This is a genomic window from Rathayibacter sp. VKM Ac-2804 (assembly GCF_009866655.1).
Taxonomy (GTDB): Bacteria; Actinomycetota; Actinomycetes; order Actinomycetales; family Microbacteriaceae; genus Rathayibacter.
Genome location: NZ_CP047420.1, coordinates 702,954 through 729,616, shown reverse-complemented (window position 1 = coordinate 729,616; position 26,663 = coordinate 702,954). Strand labels below are relative to the sequence as shown.

Sequence of the window (26,663 nt, the reverse complement as noted above, 5' to 3'; positions counted from 1 at the left end):
GGGAGGGTGGAGCCCAGTCTCCCCGCTCCTCCACACCCCGCTCGGCTGCGGCGCCGTCCACCGTTCCCCGCTCCGACCCCCCGCTCCACCTCACGCTTCGAGAGGATCCACCCATGAGCTCCGACACCCTGCACGGCACGACCGACACCGAGGACGCGCTGACCCCGCTCCCCGAGAGCCGCCGCAACGCGCGCCTCGACGGCCAGTTCTGGATCTGGGCGGGCGCGAACATCGCCCCGATCAACTGGGTCCTCGGCGCGCTGGGCGTGAACATGGGCCTCGGCCTCTGGGACACGATCACCGTCCTCGTGCTCGGCAACGTCGTCGGCATGGCCGTCTTCGGCTTCTTCGTGCTGCTCGGCCAGCGCACCGGCGCGACCGGCATGCTCGTCGGCCGGGCCGTCTTCGGGCGGCGCGGCAACTACGCGCCCGCCGTGATCCAGGCCGTCGTCGTGATCGGCTGGTGCGCGATCAACACCTGGATCGTGCTCGACCTGGTGATCGCGCTGCTCGGCTCCGTCGGCCTCGTCGATCCGGAGGCGGCCAACATCGGCTGGAAGGTCGCGGTCGCCGCGGTGATCATGGCGATCCAGGTCGCGATCTCGTTCCTCGGCTACAAGGCCATCGCCGCCTTCGAGCGCTGGACCGTGCCGCCGACCCTGCTGGTGCTCGCCGTGATGTCGATCGTCGCCTGGTTCTTCCTCGACATCGACTGGTCCTACGCCGGCCCGGCCGAGGGCGCCCTCACCGGTGGCGACCGGATCGCGGCCATGTCGATCGTGATGACCGCGATCGGCATCGGCTGGGGCCTCACCTGGCTCGCCTACGCGGGCGACTACTCCCGCTTCGTCAGCCCCCGCGCCTCCCGCAAGAAGCTCTACTTCGCCAGCGTGCTCGGCCAGTTCGTCCCCGTCGTCTGGCTGGGCGTGCTCGGCGCGACGCTCGCCACCAAGAACGGCTCGGTCGACCCCGGCCAGCTGATCGTGGAGAACTTCGGTGCCCTCGCGATCCCGGTGCTGCTGCTCGTGGTGCACGGGCCGATCGCGACCAACGTGCTCAACATCTACTCGTTCGGGATGGCGACCCAGGCCCTGGACATCCGCCTCGGCCGCCGCGCGCTCAGCCTGATCGTCGGCGTGCTCGCCTTCGCCGCGTCCGTCTTCTTCGTCTTCCAGGACGACCTGGCGACCACCCTCGACGCCTGGCTCGTCGGCCTGGTCGGCTGGGTCGCTCCGTGGGGCGCGATCGTGCTGGTGCACTACACGGTGTTCGAGCCGCGCGTGCGCTCGTTCGGGCACCTCTTCGCGCCGGTCGGCTCGCCGCTGCTGCCGGACGTGCGCTGGCGCGCGCTGCTCTCCTTCGCGATCGGCGCGACCCTGACCTGGCTGTTCATGAACGGCTCCGTGCCCGCGCTGCAGGGCCCGGCTGCGACCGCGCTCGGCGGGGTCGACGTGTCCTGGCTCGCCGGCGGCGTCTCGGCGGGGCTCGCCTACCTGCTGCTCGGCCGGGGCGACGCCGCGGCGTGGGTGCGGAAGCGCGAGCCCCTGCAGCCGGCGGCGCGTGCCGCCGAGCCCGTCCTCGGGTAGCCGCCCCCGTCACTCCGCTGCGCTCCTCGCTCCTCTGCTCCTGCACCACCGCACCACGAACGGAACCGCCATGCCCCTCCTCATCACCGACGCCGCCGTCATCACCATGGACCCCGTCTCGGGCGCCGTCCCGATCACGGCGAGCATCCGGATCGTCGACGACGTGATCACGGCGATCGGCCCGGGACTGGTTCCCGAGCCGGGTGACGAGGTGATCGACGGCCGCGACCGCCTCGTCACACCGGGCTTCGTCAACGCGCACACCCACTCGTGGGAGTACCTCTACAAGGGGCGCTACGACAACCTGCCGCTCGAGCTGTGGATGCTGCTGTCGTACCCGATCCTCGGCGACAGCCGCGTCGCTCCGGACCTGATCCGGCTGCGCTCGTCGCTGTTCGCGCTCGAGTCGCTGAAGGCGGGCGTCACGACGCTCGTCGACGACGTGCTCGAGAACCCGGACCAGGACGCGGCGCAGCTGGCGGCGGTGTTCGACGCCTACGACGAGATCGGGATCCGCGCGAACATCTCCGGGCACGTGATCAGCAAGCCGTTCTTCGAGACGATGCCCTTCCTCGAGGAGTACCTGCCGGCCGAGCTGCTCGACTCGGTCCGCGGGGCGGCGCGGCCGACCACCGGGGGCTACCTCGACTTCAGCCGCACGGCCTTCGCCACCCAGCACGGGCGCGGCGGCGGACGGCTGCGCTACATGGTCGCGCCGTCGGCCCCGCAGCGGGTGGGCGCCGATCTGCTGGTCGGGGCGACGGAGCTGGCGCTCGAGCACGACGCGGAGTGCCACATCCACGTCCTCGAGACCAAGACGCAGCTGGTCACCGGCGAGGAGTTCCACGGCTCGACCCTGGTCGAGTACATGGCCGGGATCGGCGCCCTCTCGGCGAACACCACCTTCGCGCACGGGATCTGGCTGACCGACTCCGACATGGCGGCGATCGCCGCGGCCGGCACCTCCGTCTCGCACAACCCGATCTCGAACCTCAAGCTCGGCTCGGGCATCGCCCCGTGGCGGGCCCTGCACGACGCGGGCGTGAACCTCGGCCTCGGCACCGACGGCTGCTCGAGCAGCGACTCCCCGCGGATGCTGGACGTGGTCAAGGCGGCGGCGCTGCTGCACAAGGTGACCGATCCGGACCTCGCGACCTGGCCGACGGTGGCGGAGGTGCTCACGGCGGGCACGATCGGCGGCGCCCGCAGCGCCGTGCTCGGCGACGTCACCGGGAGCATCGAGGTGGGCAAGCAGGCCGACCTCGTGCTCTTCGACCTGGAGACGCTCGCCTTCACACCGCGCCAGCGCCTGGAGAACCAGCTGGTCTACTCCGAGAACGGCTCGTCGATCGACACCGTGATCGTGGCCGGCCGGATCGTCGTCGCCGGCGGCGAATCGACGACGGTGGACGAGTCGGCGCTGCGGGCCGACCTGGCGGCGCAGCTCGGCGAGATCGTCGCGTGGCAGGACGCGCTCGACCGCTCCAACGGCGTGCTGACCGAGCCGTTCCGCCGGATGTACGAGAGGGCGATGCGCCGCGACGCCCCGATCGACCGCTTCAGCGGCCGGCGCCTGGTCTGAGGGCGGGGGTCCGACGGCGCGGGAGGCCCGCGGCACCCATTCGGGGCGGGATCGGGCGGACCTGCGGCGCGTCGAGCCGGAGGGCGCCCCCTGAACGGGAACCCCCCACCGGAGGAAGGTTCATTGCGAACGGGCGTTCGAACGCCCCGCCTAGGGTCGCAGCAGAAGCGCCGGAGTCTCCCGGCCGACCTCTGAGCGACTCCCCTCCCCGCAGTGCCGCGGTCCTGGAGGGAGCCGCTCCTCCGACCTCGACGCCCGGAAGGACGCCCGTGCCGACGACCCCCGCGACCGCCGCTGCCCGCCGCTCAGGCGCGGGGCAGGCCGGCGAAGTTCGCGGCGCTGAGCTCCTGGACGGCGGGCAGCTTCGCGAGGATGGCGGCCGAGACGCTCTCGCGGTCCGAGAGGACGCGCTCGAGGGCGTCGCCCACGCGGCCGGCGAGACCGGCGCCCGGCTCGACGCAGAGGTAGGGCAGCTCGAACATCGCCATCAGGCCCTCGACCTTGCCCTGGGTGGCGAGCGTGATGGCGGGGACGCCCTTCATCAGGGACATGATCGCCAGGTGCATCCGGCCGGTGACGGTGACGGTCGCGCGCTCGGTGAAGCCGCGCACCTCCGCCGGAGTGAGGACGTCCTCCACGAAGGCGACGCCCGCGGTGTCCGGCAGGGCCGCGAAGACCTTGCGGCAGGCCGCGAGGTCGTCCGGTCCGTGCTTGATCACGTGCGGGAGCAGCACGACGGCGAGGCCGCGGGCGCGCAGGCCGCCGATGATCTCCACGTAGGCACCGGTCTGGTCGGTGTCGATCAGACCCGAGACGTTGACGATCGCGATCCCGCCGGTCGTGTCCAGCGCGGCGAGCTCGGTGCTCGCGCGGCCCTGGTCCACGGAGCGCGCCGAGAAGACGATGTCCGCCGAGGCCTTCGCGTCGAGGCCGTCGCGGCGGGCGCGCTCGACCGAGAGCGGGTCGCGGAGGAAGAGGGTCGTGCCGGCGCGGTCGGCGTCGCGGAGCTGCGAGAGGGCACCGGGGTGCGCCTTGCCGTTCCAGCTGAAGCCGAGGACGCGGGTGTCCACGCCCGCCGACGCGGCGCTGCGGGCGACGAGCGCGCGGCTGGTCGAGGCGCGGAAGTTGTAGGCGCCGTCCATGATGTCGGCGCCGACGATCGAGACGGACGCGGCGCCGGGCAGCATGGCCCGGAAGCGGCGCAGGTCGCGCACGAAGCTCGGCAGTCCGCCGTAGAGCAGGGTGCCCAGCGAGACGATCTCGACGCGGTCGGCCTGCTCGGCCGGGATGCGGAAGTCGCCCTTGTAGCGGGTGATCACGGTGATCGGCCCGGCCACGTTCTCCAGGAACGCGCCGACCAGCGCGGCGTCGCCGATGTTGCCGGCGCCGGGGGGCGCGATGAGGATCGCGCGACCCTGAGCACCGCCGCCGCGGCGGGCGCTGCGCAGGCGCGGCGCGTCGAGGAAGACGCCGCGCGCTCCGAGGGAGAGCACCGCCGGGCTCTTCAGCAGCGGGGCGGTGCGCTTGCGCAGACCGCCCAGCACCGTCCGGACTCGCGAACTTGCTCCGCTCACAGCGATCCCGTTCCCGGCCCCGTCGCGGAGCCGTGCTCATCGATGGCGGAGGCGGCCCGTCGCCGCGTCCGTCCGTCCGGGCGGGATCTCGGCGGCAGAGGCAGCGGTGCTGCCCGGCCGCCGGGGACGCTCCCGCCGCGCCCAGTGTACGGAGTCGTCCCCCGTTCGCCCGGCGCGCACCGCCGAGGCCCGGTGCGGCCTCCCCTCGACTTCACTCCTCCCCTTTCCCAGCCCCGAGTCCCCGCTCACACCTTCCCCGATTGGACACCACGCCCATGACTCGAACGCTCAGCGCGACTCTCGCCGCCCTGCTGGTCGTGATCGCCGCGTTCTTCGCGGCCGCGCCCAGCTTCGCGGCGGCGAACCGCTACGCCTCGCCCGCCGGCACGGGAACGGTCTGCTCCGCAGCCGCTCCCTGCGCCCTGACCACCGCCGTCCAGAGCGCCGCCGCCGGCGACACCGTGCTGCTCACCTCCGGCACGTACCCGACGACGACCCTCAAGGGCGGGAAGGCGACCGTCGCCGCTCCCGTCGTCGTCCAGCCGGCCCCCGGCGCCTCGCCGGTCCTCGGCTCGACGAAGGTCTACACGCCCAACACGGTGTGGAACGACATCTTCTCGAAGAGCACCTTCTACACCTACGGGTCGGGCATCACGGTCAACCGGATGCACATCGACGGCGCCGGCATCTTCGTGCGCAGCGCGAACGTCGTCGTCCGCGACTCGCTCTTCGAGAACGGCTCGTCGATGGACGGCATCCAGGTCGGCGGCACCGACAACGGGCTGATCGAGAACAACCTGGTCCGGAACTTCGACCAGAACATCGACAACGGCCTGCACGCCGACTGCATCCAGGTGTTCGAGAGCAACCACGTCACCCTCCGCGCGAACACGCTGATGAACTGCTACAACGCGGGCATCATCTTCTCCCCCGGTGCGGGCGACGGCATGACCGACATCACCGTGGAGTCGAACTTCGTCTCCGGCTGCATCGTCATCACGGCCGACTGCCGCGGCGGCTCGGCGGCGGACTTCCGCGAGGCCTCGGCCGACGGCATCTACATCCGCAACAACACCTTCGAGTCGGGCGCGCTGCGGGTCGGCGGCGCGAAGAACACGGTCTTCGACCGCAACATCGTCAGCTACCTCTCCTCCTGCACCAGCCCGATGACGAACACCATCGTCGAGAACTGGAACACCAAGCTCTGCAGGACGCCGTCGCTGCTCAACCAGCAGGGCAACGTCCAGGGCGCTCCGGCGCTCGCCTCGGTGGCCACCGGCGACCTGCACGTGCTGTCCGCGACCGGGACCCAGATCGCCGGCTGGGGGTCGACCACGTCGGCCCGCACCGACATCGACGGCCAGACGATGGGCTCCCGCACCGCCGGCGCCGACCAGTTCGGCGCGGTGACCGCTCCGTCGCCGACCGCGACGCCGACCGCGACGCCCACCGCGACTCCGACGCCGACCGCCACCCCGACGGCGACCCCCACCGCCACGCCGACGGCCACCGCGACGCCGACGGCCACGCCCACGCCGACCGCCACCCCGACCGCCATCCCGACCGCGACGCCCACCGCCACGCCGACGCCCACCGCGACTCCGACCCCGACGGCCGTGCCGGCGCCGGTCGACCGCACGGCGCCGACCGTCGCGATCGTCTCGCCGGGCTCCGGCTCGTCGGTCACCGGAGTCGTCAGCCTGATGGCGACCGCCTCCGACGACACCGCCGTGACCGGAGTCACCTACTGGGTCGGCACCACGAAGCTGGGCGACGCCGTGCAGGCGTCGGACGGCAACTGGTACCTCACGGTGAACACCGCGGTGTTCCCGAAGGGCAGCTACTCGGTGACGGCGAAGGCCGTCGACGCGGCGGGCAACGCCACGACGAGCGCCGCGATCGTCCTGAAGCGGGTCTGACGCCCGGAGTGATCACCGCCTGAACGACGGAGGGCCCCTGCGCAGTGCAGGGGCCCTCCGTCGTTCTCCCGACCGCCGTCAGTCGGCGAAGATCGCGCCGACCGGCTCGCGCTTCTCGGCCTGGAAGCGGTCCTCGGCACGGCCGAGCGCCCAGTAGGCCGAGAGCGAGAGCGCCGCGCGCTCGACGCCCCAGTCGTCCTGGAGGATCGCGCGGAGCCGCTTCATCGCCGTCCGCTCGCCGTGGGCGAAGACCTCGACGGCGCCGTCCGGGCGGGTCAGCTCCGCGACGGCGGCGGTCAGGGCCTGCCCCGCCTCCTCGTCACCGCGGTGCAGCCAGCGCACCTCGACGCCCGCGGGGACGGTCAGCGGCAGCTCGTCCTCGGCGCCGTGCACCTCGATCAGGGCGGTGCCGCGGGCGCCGGCGGGCATGGACTCCAGCGCCGCGGCGATCGCCGGCAGCGCCGACTCGTCGCCGAGCAGCAGGTTCGCGGCGTCGGCGCGGGGCGCCCAGGCGCCGCCGGGCGCCGACATCTCGAGCCGATCGCCGGGGCGCGCGGAAGCGGCCCACGGTCCGGCCACTCCCTCGTCGCCGTGCAGGACGAAGTCGATGGCGAGGCTGCGCGCCTCGAGGTCGACGGAGCGGATCGTGTAGGTCCGGCGCACCGGGAGCTCCTCGGGGGCGAGGCGGGCGCGCAGGGCGTCGAGGTCGTGCGGCGGCTCGAGGGCGACGCCGGGCGGGGCGAGCAGCAGCTTGACGTAGCGGTCGGTCGCGGCGAGCCGGTCGGGATCCGCCGCCGCGACGAAGGCGTCGAAGCCCTCGCCGCCGAGGTGCACGCGCACGAAGTGCTCGGTGAGCCGCTCGGTGCGCAGGACGGTCAGGACGAGCTGCGGGCGGGGCGGGCGGGCGCGGCGCTCGGACGGCGCGGCGGGCGTGATGGCGTCGGTCATCCCTCCAGCATGCCGCCCGCACCCGCTCGTCGCGCGCGATCGGTCCGGGCTCGCAGGAACCGCCCCGGCACGCGGAAGCCGCAGGATCCCGCGAGCCCGGCCGCGTTCCACGAGCCGGAGAGGCGACGGACGCGGGCACGGACGCGCCGCGAGCGTCGCGCGGCGGTGGGGGGCGACCCGGCGCGCGACGGCGCGCGGGCGCGGGCGGCCACGCCGTAGCCTCTCCCCCATGGATGCGACCACGACCGTCTCGCGCGCCGCCCCGACCGCCCCGCGGCTGCAGCCGGACCGGGTCCTCGTGCCCGACGTCCTGCGCGGGATCGCGATCGTGGCGATGCTGATCGCGCACGCGCTGCCGCTCGTGCCGAGCCTGCGCGGCGGGGCGATCGGCTTCGCGGCGGCGAACGTCAACGACCTCGCGTCGCCCCTGTTCGCGCTGGTGATGGGGATGTCCGCCGCGCTGGTGCTCGCGCGGCCCGGCGCGTCCGGTGGGCGCGTGGTCGTGCAGAACCTGATCCGCGGGGCGGTGCTCGTCGCGCTCGGCGTCTGGCTGGGCGGCTGGGGCAGCTGGATCGCGATCGTGCTGCCGCACCTCGGGCTCACCCTCGCGCTCGGGACGCCGATCCTGCTCCTGCGCAGCCGCCTCGTCGCGCTCGCCGCGGCCGTCGTGCTGGTGGCGGGCGCCCCGCTGAACGCGGCGGTCGCGGCGGGCGCGGATCCGACGGTCCTCTACGCGCGGACGCCGGTGGGCCTCGTGCTGCAGTGGAGCTTCGTCGATCCGCACTACCGGCTGACGAATCTGCTCCCCTTCTTCCTGCTCGGCGCGCTGCTGCTGCGGCACGGCTTCCGGCGCGACCGCCTGCTCGCAGTGCTCGCCGTCGTCGCCGTGCTCGCGTACCCGGTGCGGCCGGTGCTCGAGCGGCTGGTCGGCCTCGACTCCGTGTCCGGCAGCTACCCGGACACGCTGCACGACCTCGGCCTGGTGCTCGCCGCGGACGTCGCCGTCGTGCTGCTCGCGACCGTCCGGCGGCGGCCGGCGAGCGCGGTGATCGCGGCGGTGCTCACGCCGTTCCGCGCCGTCGGCTCGCTCGCGCTCTCGGTGTACCTGCTGCAGGTCGCGGTCGTGGCCGCCTTCGCGGCCCGGGGCCTCGGCTACGTCGTCGACACCCCCGGCGCCGCCCTCCTCCTGGTGCTGGGGGTCTGGGCGGTCGCGGTGCTGTGGTGGCGCTTCGTCGGCCGCGGCCCCGTGGAGTGGCTGATCGGCCGGCTGACCCGGCTGGTGCCGGCGCCGCGGCGCTGAGCCGGCGGACCGATCGCCGCCTGGCCCGTCAGCTCTCGACGACCGGCAGCTCGGCGACCGCGACGGCGCCGCCGCTCTCGTCGGTGATCTCGATCGAGGCGACGGAGGCGCGCAGCACGGCCGCGTTCATCGCGCAGTCGAGGGAGGCCTCGCTCCCGAGGAACGAGCCGGAGGGCAGCCGCACGCCGGTCTCGGTGACGAGGACGACCTCGTAGCTCTCGCCGACGGCGAAGCCGCTGCCGCGCAGGATCGTCTCGGTGCCCCAGGTGTGCGCGACGAGCTCGGCGTCGATCTCGAGGGCCGAGTCCTCGGCGAAGGCGATCGGCTCGACGGCGCCGAGCGTGCCCGGCCCGCCCTCGGGGGGACGGTCGCCGAGCGACTGCAGGGCGAGACCGCCGAACGCCCCGATCGCGACGCAGGCGGCGGCCGCCGTCACCCCGAGCGCGATCCGGCGACCGCGCGCGGGCCGGGCCGGCGCACTCCGCGGCTCCTCGCCCCGGGCCCTCGGGACCGCCACCAGCGCCGGTCCGGCGAGCGCCGCCACCCGCGCGCGCAGGTCCGCCGAGGGCTCGGGCTCCTCCCAACGGCCGACCCCGCCCAGCCCGGAGAGCACGGCGCCGAAGGAGGCCAGCTCCTCGTCCACGCTCGGGTCCGCCGCCCGCAGCCGGTCGAGCTCGGCGGCCTCCCCGTCCGACAGCTCGCCGGCGAGGGCCGCGGCGATCAGCTCCTCGCGGCGCCCGCCCTCGCCGTCGGCACCGCGTCCGTCGGCACCGCGACCGTCGGCACCGCGTCCGTCAGCACCGCGTCCGTCAGCACCAGTCACGATCGGTCCTCCGGGGTCGAATCGGGCCCCGCGAGATGCGTGCGGAGCGCCTTGAGAGCGTAGAACGTGCGGGTCCGGAGCGTCGCGACCGCGACTCCGGTCGCCGCGGACACCTCGGCGTAGCTCTCGCCGCGGAGGTGGATCGCGACGACCACCTGGCGGTGCTCGGGCGAGAGGCGGGCGAGCGCCTCGACCATCATCAGCGGCTCGAGCGGATCGACGTCCTCGCCGGCGACGTCCTCGAGCACCTCGGCCGGCACGATCCGCGGCAGCCGCTGGACGGAGCGGTGCGCGTCGACGATCACGTTGCGGGCGATCGCGAACAGCCAGGTGCGCGGGCTCGCGCGCTCCGCGGCGTAGCGCTCGCGCGAGCGCCAGGCGCGCAGGAACGTCTCCTGCACGCAGTCCTCCGCGAGACCGCGGTCGCGCAGCGCGTTGACGGCGAAGCCGAGCAGGGCGGACCCGTGCTCGTCGAACGCCGCGACCAGGTCGAGCGGGGCGGCGGGCCGGGGCGTCGGCCGCGGGTCGGGCTGCGTCATCGCGGTGCGGTCCCCTCGTCGCCTGGTGGCCGCCGGCCTGGTGGCCGCCGGCATCGTCAGCGCCGCGAGTGCCATCGGCGCCTCCTGTCCCGACCGGCAAAGCGGCCCGTCGCAGGGGGTACGAACCGGAGGAGCGAGACGTTCATCCGGGCACTGCGCTCGAGTCTATGAGAGAGATCTCAGACGGTGAGGAGACGAGCGGCGGTCAGTGCCTCGGGGCGAAGGCGCCGAGGGCGTACGCGAGCAGGATCAGCGCCATCGCGACTCCCGACGCGACCGCGGCCAGCACAGCCGCGTCGTTGCCGCCGACGAGCAGGCCGAGGCCGCCGAGCACGACCAGCGCACCGCCGAGCAGCGCGAACATCCGCTCGGAGAACGCCCACGCGAACGGCAGGAAGTGGAGCCCGACGACGAGCGCGATGAGCGCGGACCTCAGCTCGCCGCGACCCGCCGCCTCGAGAGCGCGGCTGCCGACGGCGATGAGCGCGAACTCGGCGACGACGCAGGCGCCGTAGACGGCGAGCCGCGAGGGCTTCGGCGGCACGAAGGGCCCGAGCGGGCGCGGCCGGACGAAGAGGAACCAGAGCGCGGCAGCGACGGTCGCGGCGACGAGGACACGGGCGATGAGCGCGACCGGCTCCGCGGGCGAGGAGGAGAAGGCGAAGACGACCGCGCCGGCCAGGCCGACGACCGCGCCCAGCCGGCGCGGGTCGGCGAACCGCGGGGGGCCGTCCTGCTCCGATGCCATCCGGGCAGCCTCGCACACTCGCCCTACTCGGGGGCCAGCGGCGAGCCGCGCTCCGCCCGCGGACGCTGCGATGATCGACGCGGCGCCTCCCGTCCCGCCACCGACCGAGAGGGCCGCCTTGACCGACACCGATTCCGCACCCGTCACCGCTTCGCGCGGCCTCTCGCGCCGCTCCGTCACCGCCGCGGCCTGGACCGTTCCCGTCGTCGCAGTCGCAGTCGGCACCCCGGCCGCCGCCGCCTCCGCCGGGGATGTCGGAGCCTTCGTGCTGGCCGGCCGCTGCGCCGTCCCCGGCATCCGCGGCCCCGGCTTCACTCTCACCGCAGGCAGCGGCGATCTGCCCGCCGGCACGAGGATCATCATCACCGGCAGAGGGGTCGCGAACATCGGCACCTTCCGCGCGACCCCCGAGATCGCCTCGATCGAGGTCCTCAGCGGCACCGCGCGGGTGGCGGTTCTCACCAGCCCGCTGACCGCGGGCGCGACCGTGTCGCTGATCACCACGCTCTCCTCCACCGTCCGGTACGGGCTGGCCGCGATGGTCGAGCTCATCGACGGCACCGTCGGCACCGGATCCAAGAACTCGGCGTCGGTCGAGCAGAGCGTGAGCATCTGCTCGGCCGGCTGACGCGTCGGACGCCGGGCCTGCGGGCGTCGTCGAGCTCCTCGCGGTTCCCTTCGACGCAGCCCGCCATGCCGGGGACGGTGAACGCGATCTGACCGTGCTCGGACGAGGAGACCAGACCCTTGCTGATCGGAGCGGCCCGACTGGAGAATCCTGATCTTGTGCGATCGACGGCACTCGCCGCGGCGGGGCGCCGCCCGTCCGGCGGACGCGCGGCGGCCGATCAGTACGGGACCGTCAGCGGCAGCACCGTGGCGTCGAAGCCCGGCGCGGTGATGACCAGGTCCGCCACGGGGACCGGGCTCTGCGTGCGATCGGCGTTGGCGATGAGCAGGAAGAGGACGACGGACTCCTCGCCGGGCGCGAGCGCCGGATCGTAGCGGAGGGCGACCCGCCCCTCGGGGAACCCGTACGCGTAGCTCCACTGCTGACCGTTGTAGCCGTCGAACGCGTAGCCGTCGCCCGGATCCTGGAGGACGGCGATCACGGACCCGCCCGGGAGCGGGGTGGAGCCGGTGTTGGTCACGAAGACGCGGTACTCGGTCGAGGACGACGGCGCGTACTCCACGGGGCCGTCGGCGCGGGCGCCGAGCGGCGGCAGCATCCCGCTGGCCGCGGCGGTCGGTGCGGAGACGGCGAGCGCGACGACCGGAGCGGCCCACGCCGCTCCGACGAGGGTGCGGCGCGCGAGGGGCGCGGCGGAGCAGGGCGGGGCGGAGCCGGGCACGACGGGATCCTCTCGAGGGGGGGCGCCGCCGAGCGTAGTTCGGCGCCGTGCGCCCGGGGAAGCGGATCCGGGCGCCGGGCCCTACTCGGGGGTGGGCGCGCGCGGCGCGGGCGCGGGAGGCGTGGGCGCGCACGGGGCGGGCGCGGGTGGGACGAGGCGCGGGAGCAGCCGCACAAGCACGACCATGCCGATCAGCTCGACCAGGGTCTGCGTCACGACGACGACGGGCGCGAGCGCGAGCGGCGCGGGGAGCGCGAGCGCGAGCGGCAGCACCACGAGGGAGTTGCGCGTCGCCCCGCTGAACACGAGCGCCCGGGTCACGGGGACGTCCAGCCGGAAGAGCCGGGCGACGCCGAGACCGGCCGCGACCATCAGCGCGAGGAACGCCGTGTAGAGGGGGACGAGGACGAGCAGCCTCCCGGCGGCGGCCCCGACCGCCCCGATCTGCGAGGCGACGACGACGAGCAGGGTCGCCGCCATCAGCGGGACCATCAGTCCGAGCATCGTCGACTCGACGACCCGCCCCGCGCGGTGCCGGCGGCCGAGCGCCTGCACGAGCGCGGCGGCGGCGAGCGGCAGGACGATCAGCAGCAGGAACGCGCGCGCGAACGGGGCGATCTCGACGACGGCGACGCCCTCCGGACCGAGGAAGAGCAGCAAGGAGAGGGGAAGGAGCAGGAGCTGCGCGAGCATCAGCAGCGGCGCCGCGGCGAGCAGCCGGTCGGCGGCGCCGCCCGCGAGACCGGCGAAGACGATCACGTAGTCGATGCAGGGCGTCAGCAGCACCAGCAGCACGCCGAAGAGCAGCGCCGGGCTCTCGGCGACGACGCGCGACAGGCCGTACGCGACGACCGGGACGACGACGAAGTTCAGGACCCCGACTGCGGCGAGGAAGCGGACGTCCCGCAGCGAGCGGCCGAGCGCCGCGAAGGGCACGCCGAGGAACGTCGCGAACAGCAGCAGCCCGAGCATCGGCTCGATCGCGCCCTCCAGGTGCCGCGCGGCGGGCAGCAGCAGCCCGAGCGCCGCGCCGGCGGCGATCGCGCCGAGGTAGACGCCGATCTGCCGCCGCTCGAGCCGCGCGACGAGCGCGCTCACGGGCGGGGGCGCGGCAGCGGACGGAGGGGCACACGGCAACGCTAGAGGCTCGGCGCGTGGTGCTGCTCGAGTGCTCGACACGCCGCGTTCACGCCGGTCGAGCAGCGGCCCCTCCATGCCGGCCGAGTAGCCGCCTCCGGCGGCGTATCGAGACCCGCTGTCGTCAGCGGGTCGCGTCTGCAGACTCCCGTTCTGACAGGGTGGATCTCGATACGCCCGCTGCGCGGGCTACTCGATCAGCAGGGGGTCGCCGTCCGCAGCCGCGATGCGTGTCGTGAGCTTCGTGCGGGTCGAGCAGCCGCCTGCGGCGGCCCATGCATGCTGGTCGAGTAGCCGCCTCCGGCGGCGTATAGAGACCCACCATCACTGACAGGTTCGGGAACAAGCCTCCTCCACACTCGCGATCTGACGGCGTTGTCCCCGATCAGCCCATGGTTCCGACCCGGCTGTCGGTGGTCCCTGCTTCAATACGCGTATGTCAGAAGATGAGAATGCGGCAGCACTCGCGGAGGTGCGCGACTGCTTCACAGACGCCGCGGCCGACGAGCGCGCCGCATCCCCGACGCGCCTGAGAGCCGCGGAACGCATCCACCGCGGCTACCGCGTCGCGCTCACCGTTCCGGAATCATTCGCCCGCGGTGCGACCCGGAGCGAGACCCGTGACCTCGTCCAGCGCTCCATCCGCGCCGAGCTCGCGGTCACGCTCGGCGTCTCCGAGTGGGAAGTCTCGCGCCGCCTCGAGACCGCGCAGATGCTGATGGAGCACCTTCCCCTCACCCGCGCCCTGCTGAGGGACGCACGAATCCTCTGGGAGGTCGGCGAGGCGATCTGCAGAACCGCGAGCAGCCTCCCGGAAGCCTCCCGCGCGGCACTCGACGAGTGCGCTGCCGACGCCGCGCTCACGATGACGACCACGCAGCTGCGCCGCGCCCTCAGCCGCTGGCGCGAGGAGCTGCACGAGCAGCCCCTCGCCGAGCGCCACGCCCGCGCCGCGCTGGACCGCGCCGTCTGGGTCACCGCGGACGTCGACGGGATGGCGACCCTCTGCGTCCACGCTCCCGCGCCGGCGGTGACGGGCGCTTACGACCGCCTCCGCCGCATCGCGCGCACGCTCCGCGACGACGGCGACCCCCGCACCCTCCAGCAGCTCAGCGCCGACGCCGCCGTCGACCTGCTCTGCGACGGCGACATCGCCGGAACCACGCCGAACGAAGAGCACCGGCCCGACCCGACGTTCGTCCCCGGTATCCGCGCCGAGGTCCGATTGACCCTCGCCGCCTCCACCGCGGTCGGTCTCGACGACGCGCCCGCGGACCTCGACGGCTACGGACCCGTGTCCGCCGAGATCGCTCGCGAGCTGATCCGCACCGCCGCCTCCTTCACCCGCGTCCTCACCGATCCGGAGACCGGCGCGGTCGTCTCCGTGGGCCGCACCCACCGGGTCCCGCCGCCGCAGATGCGCCTGCACCTGCAGCTTCGGGATCAGACCTGCCGCTTCGCCGGCTGCACCCGGCCCGCCAGCACCAGCGAGGCCGACCACACCCTCGAGTGGCGCAACGGCGGCGAAACCTCCCTCGAGAACCTCGTCTCGCTCTGCACCTCGCACCACCATCTGCGGCACGGCGACCAGTGGACCTACGACCAGGTCGACGACGGGACGATCGTGTGGACGAGCCCCACCGGCCGGCGGATCAGCAACCGGCCGCCCCCACTGCCCGGGCGGCCCCCCGAGCCGCCGCCGCGGCCGCACTTCGTCGACGCGCCGGCACCGTTCTGACCGGTGGATCTCGATACGCCCGCTCCGCGGGCTACTCGATCAGCATGCAGCGCCAGCAGCGCACGCAGCGCACGCAGCGCACGCAGCGCACGCAGCGCTTCTCGGCGTGCGCCCCTCCATGCTGGTCGAGTAGCGCGCAGCGCGTATCGAGACCCTGCCCCGGCAGAACCTGGATCCTCTTCGAAGGGACACCCGCAGACCCTGCTGGTCGAACAGCCCCGACGGGGCGTGTCGAGACCCGCCCACCCGAAGACGTCTGCCTCTTCCCCGCCCTGCGCCGGCGCTGAAGGCGCCCCCTCCGCTCGATGGAGTCGCTGCGCGCGCTGCTCGAGCGGCCCGGTCGGCGCCCGGAAGCCGCGTACGCCGGTACCGCCCGGCACGCTACGCTCATTACTCAGCCAGCTGACTAATCGAGGAGCGACATGACCGCCACGACATCCCCCACCCGCGCGGACCGGATCCGGCAGTCGACCGTCGCCGTCAGCGCCGTGCTCGCGATCGTCGGCTCCTTCCTCGGCTCGGGAGCCGCGGGCGGCACGCAGATCCAGGACGCCGCCGGCGGTGCGCTGTCCGCCTCCTCGACGCCGGTCGCCCCCGACGGTCCCGCCTTCGCGATCTGGAGCGTCATCTACGCCGGCCTCCTCGGCTACGCGATCTGGCAGTTCCTGCCGTCGCAGACCACCCGCACCCGCCACCGCCGGCTCGGCTACTGGGCCGCCGCGAGCCTGCTGCTGAACGCGGCGTGGATCCTGGTCGTGCAGGCCGGACTGCTCGCGCTCAGCGTCGTGGTGATCGCGCTGCTCCTCGCCGTGCTCGCGCGGATCTTCGTGCTCCTGCGCAGCACCCGCACCGGCGGCGGCGTCGACGCGGTCCTCACCGACGGCACCTTCGGCCTCTACCTCGGCTGGGTCTGCGTCGCGACCGTCGCCAACGTCACGGCCGGCCTCGTCGGTGCCGGCATCGGCAGCGCCGACGGACCCGGCGCCGCACCCTGGGCGGTCGTCGTCCTGCTCGTCGCCGCACTGATCGGCGTGCTGATCGCCGTCACCGGCCGCGGCCGGATCGCTCCGATGCTGTCGCTCTGCTGGGGGCTCGTCTGGGTCGCGGTCGGGCGCTTCTCGGGCGAGCTCGTCTCCGTCCCCGCCGGGACCGCCGCGCTGATCGCCGCGGCCGTCGTTCTCGTGGCGACGCTCCTGCTCCGCCTCACCGCCGCCCGTCGCACCGGCACCGCGCGCGTCGCCACCGTCTGACGCCGCCCGCGCCGCTCAGGCGGGCGGGAACGCGCGCCCGACCGCCTCACGGAGCAGCGCGCGCCGGCGCTCGTGCTCCGACGCGGCCTCCTCCGCCGAGGCGGCGTAGACGTTGCTCACCGGCGACCAGGCCATCGACATCGCGATGACCAGCGCCATCACATCGAACGGGTCGGCCGCGACGCCCACCGTGCCGTCGGCCTGAGCGGCCCGGATCGCCTCGAGCTTGCCCTCCTCGCGCACGCGCGCCTCGTCGTCGGCGACGAGGTGGCCGGCCGGGCGGCGCTCGAGGCGCGCCCAGGTGGCGAGCCGGATGAGGTCGGGGCGGCGCAGGTACTCGTCGTAGAGGCGGACGGCCCAGTCGCCGAGATCGGTCGGGTCGATCGGCACGACGTCGACGATCCGGTCGAGCGACGCCTCGAAGACCGCGTCGAAGAGCAGCTCCTTGCTGGTGAAGTAGGAGTACAGCTGCGCCTTGTTGCTGCGGGCCTCGGCCGCGATGCGGTCCACCCGCGCACCGGCGATGCCGTAGCGGGCGAACTCGGCGGTCGCCGCCGTCATGATCCGCGCGCGCGTCGCCTCGCCCTTGCCGGTGGCCGGTGTCGCTCCCATGCCTCGAGACTACCGACCGGTCTGTTCTCCGCCGCCGGCGAATGCTAGCGTCGAATAAACAAACCGGTTAGTAGAGAAGAGCAGTCGATGACCAGCACCCCCGCCTACGCGGCCACCGCCGAGGGCGGCCTCGCCCCGGCCGTCATCGAGCGACGCGCCCTCCGCCCCGACGACGTCTCGGTCCGCGTCGACTACTGCGGCGTCTGCCACAGCGATCTGCACGCCCTCAGGGCCCACTCCGCCGACTCCGCCGGACCGCTCGTCCCGGGTCACGAGTTCGTCGGCACGGTGCTCGCCGTCGGCTCCACCGTCACGGCCTTCTCGGTCGGCGACCCCGTCGCGGTCGGGAACATCGTCGACTCCTGCGGCACCTGCGACATGTGCGCGGCCGAGCAGGAGAACTTCTGCCGCGAGTTCCCGACCCTGAGCTACGGCGGCACGGACCGGCAGGACGGCAGCACCACGCACGGCGCGTTCTCGCGCGAGTACGTCGTCCGCGACCGCTTCGCCCACCCGCTGCCGGCCGGCCTCGACCCGGCGGCCGTCGCTCCCCTGCTCTGCGCGGGCGTCACCGTCTGGGAGCCACTGCGCGCGCACTCCGTCGGCCCCGGCTCGCGGGTCGGCGTCGTCGGACTGGGCGGACTCGGTCACCTCGCGGTGAAGCTCGCCCGGGCGCTCGGCGCCGAGGTGACGGTCTTCACGACCTCCGCGTCGAAGACCGCCGACGCCCTCGCACTCGGTGCCACCCGGGTCGTCGTCTCCCGCGACGAGGAGGCGATGGCCGCGCAGCGCGGGCTCCTCGACCTCGTCCTCGACACGGTCTCGGCCCCGCACGACCTCGCGCCGTACCTGGACGTCCTCGCCCTCGACGGCGCGCTGAGCGTCCTCGGGATGCTCGCGCCGGTCACCGTCGACGTGACCGACCTGCTGATCGGCCGCAAGAGCCTGACCTCCGGCGGCAGCGGCGGCACCCGCAGCACCCGCGAGCTCCTCGCCTTCTGCGGCGAGCACGGCATCACCGCGGACGTCGAGGTGCTGCCCTCCGCGCAGGTGCAGACGGCGCTCGACCGCCTCGCCGCGAACGACGTCCGCTACCGCTTCGTCCTCGACCTCGCGGACCTCGACGGCGCCGATCCCGGCCCAGCAGACTGACCGCGGTACGCCGAAGCCGCCTCGGAGCGCCGTCTTCTTGAGGCGGGAGACCCGGCCCGCGGAGATCGACGGATGTCCTCGAGCACCCCACCGCGCAGCGCGCGTCTTCTCCGCGACACACCGCGCCGAGTACCTCGCGTACTCGACGTACTCGATGGCCCGGTCGATGATCGGACGATGACTCCCCTCGGCGCTCAGCACTACGACACCACCAGCAGCGCGCGTACCAGCTTCAAGCGCGTCATCGACGGGGCGGTCCGCGGCAGCAGCGTCACCGTGCGCCGCGACGGCGACTCGGTGGCCGTCGTCGACGCGACGCGCTACCGCAGGTTGCTCGCCCGGACGGTCGCCGCCGAGGTCCGCGTGCTCGAGGAGGACGGCGTCTTCGCGATGATCATGGCCGACCCGGCGATCGCCGTGGAGGACGAGGACTACGAGGCACTCGTCGCCGACATGGTGCTCGCGCTCCGCGAGTACGCGGAGGACTGGCAGGATCACCTGCTGACCGCGCCGAACCACGCGGAGAACTGGGGCTCGTCCAGCTCGTGGAGCTGTCGGACGACGCGCAGCTGACCGCGTGGCTCCTCGGCACGGACGAGTAGGCACCGTGAGCAGGCATCCCGCGCCGACGCGCGAGCATCACGACGACTTCTGCCTCACCGAGGAGTGGACGCTCGTGCGCGGCGCGCCCGGAAAGCCCGTCCGCCACCACAAGACCTTCGAGCTGCCGTTGCACGACGGGCGCATCCTCCGGACCCGGATCTCGAAGCCGGTGAACCGCACCACCTACGGCGCGTAGCATCTGGGCCGAGATCCTGCGCAGTCAGCTCTGGGTCGAGTCGCCCGTCTTCTGGGCCTGCGTGCAGCACGGCGTCCTGCCGGATCGGGGTGGCCCCGCGGCTCACCCGTCCGGCGGCCTCCCGCTCTCGCTGATGACGCAGCTCGTGCGCACCGTCGGCCTCGAGCCGTCGGCGGCGGTGCGGCTGAGCGTCGAGGAGGCCACGGCCGCGATCGCCGAGCACGGGGCCCGCGTCGGCGCGGGCCTGTCGCTTCCGCAGATCCCACCGCGCGTCCACTCGCGTCGCGCGAGCCGCGCGAGTGGACGCGGGACGGGTGCTGCCGGCGCGGCTGAGCCCGTTTCGCGTCCACTCGGAGCCGCCCCGAGCTCGGCCCCGCTCAGGCCCGGGCCGTCGCTGCCGCGCGCGCCAGCGCCGGGCCGTGCGCCGCCAGCACCAGGTCGCGCACCGCCGTCACCGGCAGCGACGCGGCGCCGGACGGCAGCAGGTCGGCGTCCGAGGTCAGCACGAGCGGCGTGTCCGCCGCCGACACCGGCAACCGCCCGTGCGTGCCGCGCACCAGCGACGCGTCCAGCGGCACGAGGTTCATCGCGTAGCGCAGGCCCAGGGCCTTCTTCGCGAGATTGCCGGCTGCCTTCGCCTTCACCAGCCTGTCGGCGGGGTCGAAGAACAGCTCCGCCGGGTCGTAGCCGGGCTTGCGGTGGATGTCGACGCCGCGCGCGAAGTCCGGCGCGCGATCGTCGTCGAGCCAGTAGTAGTAGGTGAACCACGCCCCTGGCCGCGCCACCAGCACCAGCTCGCCCGAGCGCTCGTGGTCGAGGCCGTACCGGGCCTGCGCCTCCCGGTCCAGCACCTCGTCCACCCCGGCCAGCGCCTCGAGCAGCGCGCGCACCCGCGGCAGGTCCGCGGCGTCCGGCACGTAGACGTGCGCGATCTGGTGGTCCGCGACCGCGAAGGCGCGCGAGGTCCACGGGTCCAGCTGCTCGCGGCCGTCCTGCACGTACACCTCGAGCAGGCCCGCGCGCCGCAGCGCCCGGTTGACGTCGACGGGGGTGTCCGCCGCCGCGATCCCGTACTCCGCCACGACCACGACCGACGCGCCGAGCGCCTCCGCGTCGTCGAGCAGCGGCGCGAGCACCACGTCGAGCTCGGACGCCGCCCGCCGCGCCTCGGGCGAGTCCGGCCCGAAGCGCTGCAGGTCGTAGTCGAGGTGCGGCAGGTAGGCCGTGGTGAGCTGCGGCGGGCCGGAGCCGTCGCCGGCGAGCACGTGCCGGGTCGCGTCCACCATCCACTGCGTGGAGCGCAGCGACGCGGTCGGCCCCCAGTACTGGAACAGCGGGAAGGCGCCCAGCTTCCCGACCAGCTCGTCGTGCAGCGCCGGCGGGCGGACGTAGGCGTCCGGCGACTTGCGGCCGTCGGCGTGGTAGATCGGCCGCGGCGTCACGGTGACGTCGGTCGTCGCCCCCATCGCGTACCACCAGCCGATGTTGGCGGCGCGGTACGGGTCGCCGTCGGACAGCCGGCGGGCCGTCTCCCAGACCTTCTCCCCCGTCACCAGGCGGTTGTGCTGGCGCCAGAGGTGCACCTCGCCGAGGTCGCGGAAGTACCAGCCGTTGCCGACGATCCCGTGCTGCGCCGGCAGCGTGCCGGTGAGCATCGAGGACTGCACGCTGCAGGTGACGGCCGGGAGGATCGTGTCGAGCGGCAGCTGCCCGCCGGCCCGGGCGAGCCGGGACAGTCGCGGCATGTCGGCGAGCGCCGTCGCGGTCAGGCCGACCACGTCGAGCAGCAGCACCGGCGTCACAGCGCGACCTCCTCGGCGAGGAGGGCAGCGACCGGGACAGCGGCGACCGCGACAGGAGCGGCGCCCGCCTCCAGCACCGCGGCGCGCGCGACGGGCGTCAGCAGGTGCTCCGCCGCCCAGGCCAGCTCCGCGCCGATGCCGACCGACAGGTCGCTCGGTGCGTCCGCGAGCACCGCCCAGGTGTAGGTCTCGACGTCGAGGTGGATCTCGTCGTACGGCCAGGCGGCGTCGACCGCGGAGACCGCCTCGGCCAGCACCGCGGTGGTCGCCGACAGCGGCGCGGCCGGCCGGTGGTGCAGCGGCACGTGGAAGTGCACGCGCCAGGGCCCCGCGCCGGGCAGCGTGTCGAGCGCCTCGGGCAGGTCGTCGACGCGGAGCACCCCGCCCGCGCCGTTCTCGCGGGTCTGGTGCAGGTAGCGCTTCTCCACGAAGGCCCCGACGGCGGCGCGGGCGGCCGGGTCCGCCGGGTCCGCGACGTGCAGCGCGGCCGAGGCCTGGACCTTGACCACGCGCAGTCCCGCGTCGCGGATCCGCCGGACCGCCGCGGCGGGGTCGGCGAACGACACCGCGAGGTGGCAGGTGTCGAGGCAGACGCCGACGTAGGCCGGATCGACGAGACCGATGCGCGGGTGCAGCCAGTCCACGACGTCGTCGACCGTGTCGAGGATGCAGCCGGGCTCGGGCTCGATCGCCAGGCGGATCGCGTGGCCGGTCGAGCGGCGCAGCTCGCGCAGCTCGGCGACCAGCAGCGCGAGCTGCCGGACCGCGGCCGCGTCCTGCTCCGCGCCCCAGCCCTCGCGCCAGCCCAGCGGCAGCGTGGAGATGCTGCCGTCGGCGCCCGGGGGCAGCAGATCGGCGAGGATCCGCGCGCAGTCGATCGTGTAGGCGAGGCGCTCGGGCGTCGTCCAGTCGGGCCGGTAGACGTCGAGCTTGACCACCTCGGCGTGGAACGCGGCGTAGGGGAACGCGTTCAGCGTCCGCACCTCGAGGCCGTTGCGCTCGAGCGCGGCACGCAGCACGGCGCGGTCCTCGCGGCTGGCGACGAGCCGGGCGGCGAGATCGCGCGGGATCCACAGCCCCACTCCCACGGTCTCGAGCCCCGCGGCGGCGCGGGCCGGCCCGGCGTAGACGTCGAGCTGGCGGACGACGCCCTCGAGGTCCTCGGCCGGGTGGACGTTGGTGCAGTAGGAGAGGTGCATCAGACGACCTCCGCCACGCGCGGCGCGCCCCGGAGGATCGAGTTGCCCTCGAAGCTGCGGCCCATCGCGTCGACCGCGTCGAAGCCCGGGATGGGGTCGAGGTTCAGCCGTCCGCTCTGCCCGTAGAAGTCGATCGGGTTCTGCCAGAGCAGCCGGTCGACCTCGTCGGCGCTGAAGCCGGCGACGAGCAGCAGGTGCCCGGTCTTCGCGGTGGTCAGCGGATCCGAGCGGCCCCAGTCGGCGGCGGAGTTGACCAGCACGCGGTCCAGGCCGATCCGCTCGACGAGCGTCACCAGGCGGGTCTCGTCCATCTTGGTGTCCGGGTAGATGGAGAAGCCCAGCCAGCAGCCGGAGCCGAGGACGAGGTCGACGGTGGTCTCGTTGAGATGGTCGACGACGACGAGGCCGGCGTCGATCCCGGACTCGGCGACGACGTCGAGCGTCTGCTGCGTGCCCGCCGCCTTGTCGCGGTGCGGGGTGTGCACGAGCACGGGCAGGCCGTGATCCTTCGCGAGCTCCAGCTGGTGGCGGAACACCGCGTCCTCCTCCGCCGTGAGCGAGTCGTAGCCGGTCTCGCCGACCGCGACGACGCCGTCCTTGGCGAGGTAGCGGTCGAGCTCGGGCAGCACCTCGCGGCAGCGCGGGTCGTTCGCCTCCTTGGGGTTCAGCCCGATCGTGCAGTGGTGCCGGATCCCGTACTGCGCGGCGCGGAAGCGCTCCCAGCCGATCAGGGCGTCGAAGTAGTCGGTGAAGGAGCCGACGCTAGTGCGCGGCTGGCCGAGCCAGAACGACGGCTCGACCACGGCGCGGACCCCGGCGTCGTGCATCGCCTGGTAGTCGTCGGTGGTGCGGGAGGTCATGTGGATGTGCGGGTCGAAGATGCGCATCGTCGCGCCTTTCTCGTGAGGGGTCTGGTGTTCTGTGCAGAACCGGCGTCGTGTCGTCGGGGCGGCGGAGTCTCAGCTCGGCAGGAGCACCGCCAGATCGTCCGGGACGGCGCGGCCGGCGGCGCGGCGCTCGTCGGCGAAGCGGCCGGCCATCGCGGCGAGCTCGGGGTCGCTCCGCCGCTCGAGACCGGAGACGGCCGCGAGCGGGATGCCGCAGAAGACGAGCTTGAGCACGCCGTGCCGCCAGGCGTGGGCGTCGAGATGCTCCTCGGTGAAGCGGCCCATCGCCGCGGCGACCAGGCGGGTGTCGTTGGCGCGCAGGGCGTCCGCGACCAGCTCGCGCCCTGCCGCGGCGACCGGCTCCCCCGCACGGCCGGCGGCGGTCAGCGCGTGCCCCGACCAGCACGCCGCGGCGCTCGGCGTCGTCGCCACCCCGGTAGAGGCGGAGCAGCAGGGCGGCCAGGTCCTCGTCGTCGAGCGCGGAGGCGGCGGCCGCGAGCAGCGCCGAGCGCGCCGCGTCGTCCTGGGTGCCGTGCACGAGGCCCTGCGGATCCGCGTCCGGGCGCAGCGGCGCGCGTCCCGCCTCCCGACCCGCGGCCGGGAAGCAGCGCTCGATGCGCCGCGGCTGCTCGCGCAGGACGGCGCAGGCGTCGGCGGTCCACGGGTGCTGCGGCGACTCCGCCCCTGTCCCCCGGGTCCGGATCGCCGCCCGCATCGCCGCCCGCATCGCCGCGAGACTCGCGACCGCGAGGCGCGGCGCGTCGTGCGAGTGCCGCGGCAGCTCCACCGCGGCGATCCCGCGGTAGCCGATCTCCTCGAGCGTCGCGAAGGCGGTCGCGAGATCGAGCACGCCGGTGCCGAGCTCGAGGTGCTCGTGCCGCTCGGGCAGCATGTCGTCGACCTGCACGTTCACCAGCAGGCCGGCGGCGCTGCGGAGGGCACCGACGACGCCGTCCGGCTCGACCACCACGCAGTGGCCGAGGTCGACGGTGAGTCCGAACGCCTCGGGGTCGCCGAGCTCCCGCCGCAGCAGCAGCGCGTCGGCGACGGTCTCGACGAGCATGCCGGGCTCCGGCTCGAAGCCGAGCCGCACGCCGTAGCGCTCGGCCTCGGCGACGACGCCGCGCATCCGCTCGACCAGGAGCCGCCAGCCGCGGGCGCGGTCGACGCCGTCGGGCAGCACCCCCGACCAGAGCGAGACGGCGTCGGCGCCGAGCAGCGCGGCGATCTCGATCGCGCGGTGCAGGAACGCCAGGCGCGGCCCGGCCTCCTCGTCGACCAGCGTCGGCCGGTGCTTCGCGAACGGGTCGAGGAGGTAGCGCGCCCCGGTCTCGATCACCACGCGGAAGCCCAGCTCGTCGAGCCGTGCGCGCAGGGCGAGGGTGCGCTCGCGGACGTCGTCGGCGAACGGATCGAGGTGCGGGGTCCCGAGGGTCAGCGCCACCGCCCGGTAGCCGGCGGCGTGCAGCACCGTCAGGGCGTCGTCGAGGGTGTGGTCGGCGAAGCCGTTGGTGCCGTAGCCCAGGACGGGGCTGTCAGTCGTGTGCAGGTCGCTCATGTGATGTCCGCCGAGACCCTCGGGCGCCGCAGCGCGACCGCGCCGAGCACGTCCAGACCGAGCAGGACCGCGCCGAGCTCCGGCCGCCGCAGCCCGGCGAGCACCGCCTGCAGCGGGACCATCCCCGCGATGCCCGAGCGGGTGGCCGTCCGGGCCGAGGCCGCGTCGGGCGTCCGCACGGCCCGCAGCTGCGGCACCAGCACGAGCGCGAGCCAGCGGGCGATCGCGACTCCGACCACCGCCCCGATCGCCGGGCCGCCCTTCGCCCGGACCGCCCCGACCCCAGCGCGAGCGCGAGCGCGGCCGTGCCGGTGGCCGCCGCTCCCGCGATCGCCGGCCGGGTGCCGTGCACCTCGCCGCGCGAGAGCACGGTGACGCCGAGGGTGTGCGCCGCGACCGCTGCCGAGGCCGGCGCCGCCGCGCGCACGCCGGACGCTCCCGCGCCGAGCAGCACGTCGAGCCCGCGGCAGGCCGCCATCACGACGGGCCCGAGCGGAGTCGGCTTGGCCAGCAGGTCGTACGACCAGATGCTCGCCGCGAGCGGCACGCTCAGCAGGAGCGAGCGGCGCCCGTCCACCAGCGCCGCGACCGCGATCCCCGCCCCGGTCAGCCCGGCGGCCAGCCCGAGCGCGGCGCCGCGCCGGATCCGCCCCGACGGGATCGGCCGCTCCGGCCGCTCCTCCGCGTCGAGCTCCGCGTCGGCGTAGTCGTTGAGCGCCATGCCCGCGGAGTAGAGGAGCGCGGACGCGAGCGGCAGCGCGACCGTGCGCGCGCCGGTCTCCCGGCCCGCCCACGCCGCTCCGGCCACCGTGTCGCCGAGCACCGAGAGCGCCGCCTTGGCGCGCACGAGCTCGAGCCAGTCGCGCAGCTCAGCCATGGCGGATCGGTCCGACCGCCACGAGCGAGCGCTGGGCGACGGCCGCCCCGGTGCGCGCCGACCAGGCGACCAGCTCGGCGGTCTGCTCCGCGAAGCCGTGCACGTCGCTCCCCCACGGGTCCTTGAAGAAGAAGCCCAGCTCGGCGACGGGGCCCGAGATCCCGGCCGCGTCGGCGAGCGACATCAGCCGCGCCAGGTCCAGGATCAGCGGCGCGGCGAGCGCCGAGTCGTAGGCCGACCAGATGGTCTGCACCGTGATCCGCGAGCCGAGGAAGCCCTCGGCGTGCACGTGGTCCCACGCCGTCTTCACGTCGCCGAGGTCCGGCACGTTGTCGATGTGCAGCGGAGTGACGACCTCGTCGCCGAGCAGGCTCCGGAGGCCCCGGTTCTTCGAGACCAGCTTCGAGCGCACCGCCTCCGGGTCGGCGAGGGTCTGGCCGTCGCCGCCGCCGAGCAGGTTCGCGCCCGCCCAGGACAGCACGCGCATCCCGCGCGCCGTGAACATCGGCGCGAGCACGCTGCGGAGCAGGGTCTCCCCGGTCTTGCCGTCCTGACCCGCGATCGGGATCCCCGCCTCCGCGGCCCACTCCTCGAGCGCGGGCAGCGCCAGCGCCGTGGAGGGGGTGAAGCAGACGTAGGGCGAGCCGGCGGTCACCGCGGCGAGCGCGCTGATCGAGCTCGGCGGCAGCACCGTCTCGCCGGGGCGGGCGAGGGCCGCGCGCAGGGCGGCGAGGTCGTGGAACTCGGGGCGGTCCTTCGGCAGCACCTCGGTCGAGGCGACGTCGATCACGACGACCCGGGCCAGCGCGTGCCGCTCGCGGAACTCGACGATGTCGGCCGCCTGGCGGTCGATCTCGTCCTGCTGCGAGCCGCCCTCGACGCCGAAGGAGCGGCGGATCTCGCTGTCGGTCGCGTCGAGCCGGTCGGCGACCTCGGCGACGACGGAGGTCGGGAACATCCCGCCGGCCGCCAGGCCCATCGCCTTCTCGAGCAGCGGGGTCGACGAGACGTCGTGCCCGCCGATCACGATCGCGTCGAAGCCGGCGAGCGGGACGTCCTCGAAGGCGGGGGTCGCGGTGGCGCAGCCGTTGCTGGGCGCGGCGCCCGAGGCGATCGCGTGCAGGCCGACGGCGGCCGTGGTGGCGACGCTGCCGCGGGCTCCGATCAGCCAGAGGCCGATGCGCTCCTGCTGCGGGGCGCGGTCGGCGGTGGTGGTGCGGGTGGTGCCGGTGGTGCTGTCGGACGAGGTCATCGTTCTCTCCTGTCGGTGGGTGTCGTTCG

At 74.3% G+C, this 26,663-nt stretch carries 24 protein-coding genes and 1 pseudogene; 10 read left to right on the top strand and 15 right to left on the bottom strand.

Features of this window, described 5'->3' with window-relative positions; all coding sequences use genetic code 11:
* The first annotated feature begins 113 nt into the window (after positions 1-113).
* Positions 114-1,586 carry a cytosine permease gene (locus GTU73_RS03285; RefSeq protein WP_160086952.1) on the top strand — a complete coding sequence of 491 codons (1,473 nt, stop codon included), beginning with the start codon at positions 114-116 and terminating at the stop codon, positions 1,584-1,586.
* A gap of 70 nt (positions 1,587-1,656) precedes the next feature.
* On the top strand, positions 1,657-3,168 hold the full coding sequence (locus GTU73_RS03280; RefSeq protein ID WP_160086950.1) for an amidohydrolase: 1,512 nt from the start codon (positions 1,657-1,659) through the stop codon (positions 3,166-3,168).
* A 305-nt stretch (positions 3,169-3,473) separates the two neighbouring features.
* Here GTU73_RS03280 and GTU73_RS03275 read toward each other — a convergent pair whose 3' ends face one another.
* On the bottom strand, positions 3,474-4,742 hold the full coding sequence (locus GTU73_RS03275) for a polysaccharide pyruvyl transferase family protein (RefSeq protein ID WP_160086948.1): 1,269 nt from the start codon (positions 4,740-4,742) through the stop codon (positions 3,474-3,476).
* 275 nt (positions 4,743-5,017) lie between these two features.
* Between GTU73_RS03275 and GTU73_RS03270 the strand changes: the two genes are divergently transcribed.
* A complete protein-coding gene (locus GTU73_RS03270; protein ID WP_160086946.1) occupies positions 5,018-6,661 on the top strand; it encodes an Ig-like domain-containing protein in 1,644 nt (547 codons plus the stop codon).
* A 78-nt stretch (positions 6,662-6,739) separates the two neighbouring features.
* Here GTU73_RS03270 and GTU73_RS03265 read toward each other — a convergent pair whose 3' ends face one another.
* Complete coding sequence (locus GTU73_RS03265; RefSeq protein WP_160086944.1) at positions 6,740-7,609, bottom strand: siderophore-interacting protein; 870 nt, start codon at positions 7,607-7,609, stop codon at positions 6,740-6,742.
* Between the two features lie 229 nt (positions 7,610-7,838).
* Here GTU73_RS03265 and GTU73_RS03260 point away from each other — a divergent pair, with 229 nt between their 5' ends.
* Positions 7,839-8,909, top strand: a complete 1,071-nt coding sequence (locus GTU73_RS03260; protein WP_160086942.1) for a DUF418 domain-containing protein — start codon at positions 7,839-7,841, stop codon at positions 8,907-8,909.
* Positions 8,910-8,937: 28 nt separating this feature from the next.
* Here the strand turns inward: GTU73_RS03260 and GTU73_RS03255 are convergent, their stop codons facing one another.
* From GTU73_RS03255 to GTU73_RS03245, 3 genes are all read right to left on the bottom strand, one after another.
* Complete coding sequence (locus tag GTU73_RS03255) at positions 8,938-9,732, bottom strand: hypothetical protein (RefSeq protein WP_160086940.1); 795 nt, start codon at positions 9,730-9,732, stop codon at positions 8,938-8,940.
* The gene (locus tag GTU73_RS03250) at positions 9,729-10,271 is read right to left on the bottom strand and encodes a sigma-70 family RNA polymerase sigma factor (RefSeq protein ID WP_160086938.1); all 543 of its coding nucleotides are present in this window, start codon (positions 10,269-10,271) and stop codon (positions 9,729-9,731) included. Before GTU73_RS03250 ends, GTU73_RS03255 begins: the two co-directional genes overlap by 4 nt.
* Before the next feature lie 205 nt (positions 10,272-10,476).
* Positions 10,477-11,019, bottom strand: coding sequence for a hypothetical protein (locus GTU73_RS03245; RefSeq protein WP_160086936.1), 543 nt, complete (start codon positions 11,017-11,019; stop codon positions 10,477-10,479).
* Positions 11,020-11,137: 118 nt separating this feature from the next.
* Between GTU73_RS03245 and GTU73_RS03240 the strand changes: the two genes are divergently transcribed.
* Positions 11,138-11,647, top strand: a complete 510-nt coding sequence (locus GTU73_RS03240) for a hypothetical protein (RefSeq protein ID WP_160086934.1) — start codon at positions 11,138-11,140, stop codon at positions 11,645-11,647.
* A gap of 220 nt (positions 11,648-11,867) precedes the next feature.
* Here the strand turns inward: GTU73_RS03240 and GTU73_RS03235 are convergent, their stop codons facing one another.
* Together GTU73_RS03235 and GTU73_RS03230 are read right to left on the bottom strand one after the other, a co-directional pair.
* Positions 11,868-12,371, bottom strand: a complete 504-nt coding sequence (locus tag GTU73_RS03235) for a hypothetical protein (RefSeq protein ID WP_160086932.1) — start codon at positions 12,369-12,371, stop codon at positions 11,868-11,870.
* A gap of 81 nt (positions 12,372-12,452) precedes the next feature.
* A complete protein-coding gene (locus GTU73_RS03230) occupies positions 12,453-13,469 on the bottom strand; it encodes a bile acid:sodium symporter (RefSeq protein WP_244231754.1) in 1,017 nt (338 codons plus the stop codon).
* Positions 13,470-13,944: 475 nt separating this feature from the next.
* Between GTU73_RS03230 and GTU73_RS03225 the strand changes: the two genes are divergently transcribed.
* On the top strand, positions 13,945-15,246 hold the full coding sequence (locus GTU73_RS03225; protein ID WP_160086928.1) for an HNH endonuclease signature motif containing protein: 1,302 nt from the start codon (positions 13,945-13,947) through the stop codon (positions 15,244-15,246).
* Positions 15,247-15,668: 422 nt separating this feature from the next.
* Positions 15,669-16,496, top strand: a complete 828-nt coding sequence (locus tag GTU73_RS03220) for a tryptophan-rich sensory protein (protein ID WP_160086926.1) — start codon at positions 15,669-15,671, stop codon at positions 16,494-16,496.
* Positions 16,497-16,511: 15 nt separating this feature from the next.
* On the opposite strand, the gene GTU73_RS03215 is transcribed toward GTU73_RS03220, so the two are convergent.
* Complete coding sequence (locus GTU73_RS03215; protein WP_160086924.1) at positions 16,512-17,108, bottom strand: TetR family transcriptional regulator; 597 nt, start codon at positions 17,106-17,108, stop codon at positions 16,512-16,514.
* An 87-nt stretch (positions 17,109-17,195) separates the two neighbouring features.
* Between GTU73_RS03215 and GTU73_RS03210 the strand changes: the two genes are divergently transcribed.
* From GTU73_RS03210 to GTU73_RS03200, 3 genes are all read left to right on the top strand, one after another.
* The gene (locus tag GTU73_RS03210; RefSeq protein WP_160086922.1) at positions 17,196-18,260 is read left to right on the top strand and encodes an NAD(P)-dependent alcohol dehydrogenase; all 1,065 of its coding nucleotides are present in this window, start codon (positions 17,196-17,198) and stop codon (positions 18,258-18,260) included.
* A 177-nt stretch (positions 18,261-18,437) separates the two neighbouring features.
* Positions 18,438-18,833, top strand: a complete 396-nt coding sequence (locus GTU73_RS03205; protein ID WP_160086920.1) for a prevent-host-death protein — start codon at positions 18,438-18,440, stop codon at positions 18,831-18,833.
* A gap of 34 nt (positions 18,834-18,867) precedes the next feature.
* Positions 18,868-19,059 carry a hypothetical protein gene (locus GTU73_RS03200; protein ID WP_160086918.1) on the top strand — a complete coding sequence of 64 codons (192 nt, stop codon included), beginning with the start codon at positions 18,868-18,870 and terminating at the stop codon, positions 19,057-19,059.
* A 377-nt stretch (positions 19,060-19,436) separates the two neighbouring features.
* Here the strand turns inward: GTU73_RS03200 and GTU73_RS03195 are convergent, their stop codons facing one another.
* The 7 genes and pseudogenes from GTU73_RS03195 to GTU73_RS03170 form a co-directional block, all read right to left on the bottom strand.
* The gene (locus GTU73_RS03195; protein WP_160086916.1) at positions 19,437-20,861 is read right to left on the bottom strand and encodes a nucleotide pyrophosphatase/phosphodiesterase family protein; all 1,425 of its coding nucleotides are present in this window, start codon (positions 20,859-20,861) and stop codon (positions 19,437-19,439) included.
* Positions 20,858-22,060 carry a metabolite traffic protein EboE gene (gene eboE, locus GTU73_RS03190; protein ID WP_160086914.1) on the bottom strand — a complete coding sequence of 401 codons (1,203 nt, stop codon included), beginning with the start codon at positions 22,058-22,060 and terminating at the stop codon, positions 20,858-20,860. The genes GTU73_RS03195 and eboE overlap by 4 nt, the downstream gene beginning before the upstream one ends.
* Positions 22,060-22,887 (bottom strand): TatD family hydrolase, encoded by an 828-nt coding sequence (locus GTU73_RS03185; RefSeq protein WP_244231891.1) that lies wholly within the window; start codon positions 22,885-22,887, stop codon positions 22,060-22,062. Before GTU73_RS03185 ends, eboE begins: the two co-directional genes overlap by 1 nt.
* A complete protein-coding gene (locus tag GTU73_RS19215) occupies positions 22,823-24,505 on the bottom strand; it encodes a sugar phosphate isomerase/epimerase family protein (RefSeq protein WP_244231753.1) in 1,683 nt (560 codons plus the stop codon). The genes GTU73_RS03185 and GTU73_RS19215 overlap by 65 nt, the downstream gene beginning before the upstream one ends.
* Entirely contained in the window at positions 24,502-24,744 is a 243-nt protein-coding gene (locus tag GTU73_RS19210) for a hypothetical protein (RefSeq protein ID WP_244231917.1), read from the bottom strand. Before GTU73_RS19210 ends, GTU73_RS19215 begins: the two co-directional genes overlap by 4 nt.
* A gap of 68 nt (positions 24,745-24,812) precedes the next feature.
* Positions 24,813-25,382, bottom strand: a pseudogene (locus GTU73_RS19205) (SCO3242 family prenyltransferase); the annotation flags it as partial.
* Positions 25,375-26,634 (bottom strand): inositol-3-phosphate synthase, encoded by a 1,260-nt coding sequence (locus GTU73_RS03170; protein ID WP_160086908.1) that lies wholly within the window; start codon positions 26,632-26,634, stop codon positions 25,375-25,377. The gene GTU73_RS03170 and the pseudogene GTU73_RS19205, both read right to left, overlap by 8 nt.
* Positions 26,635-26,663 lie beyond the last annotated feature (29 nt).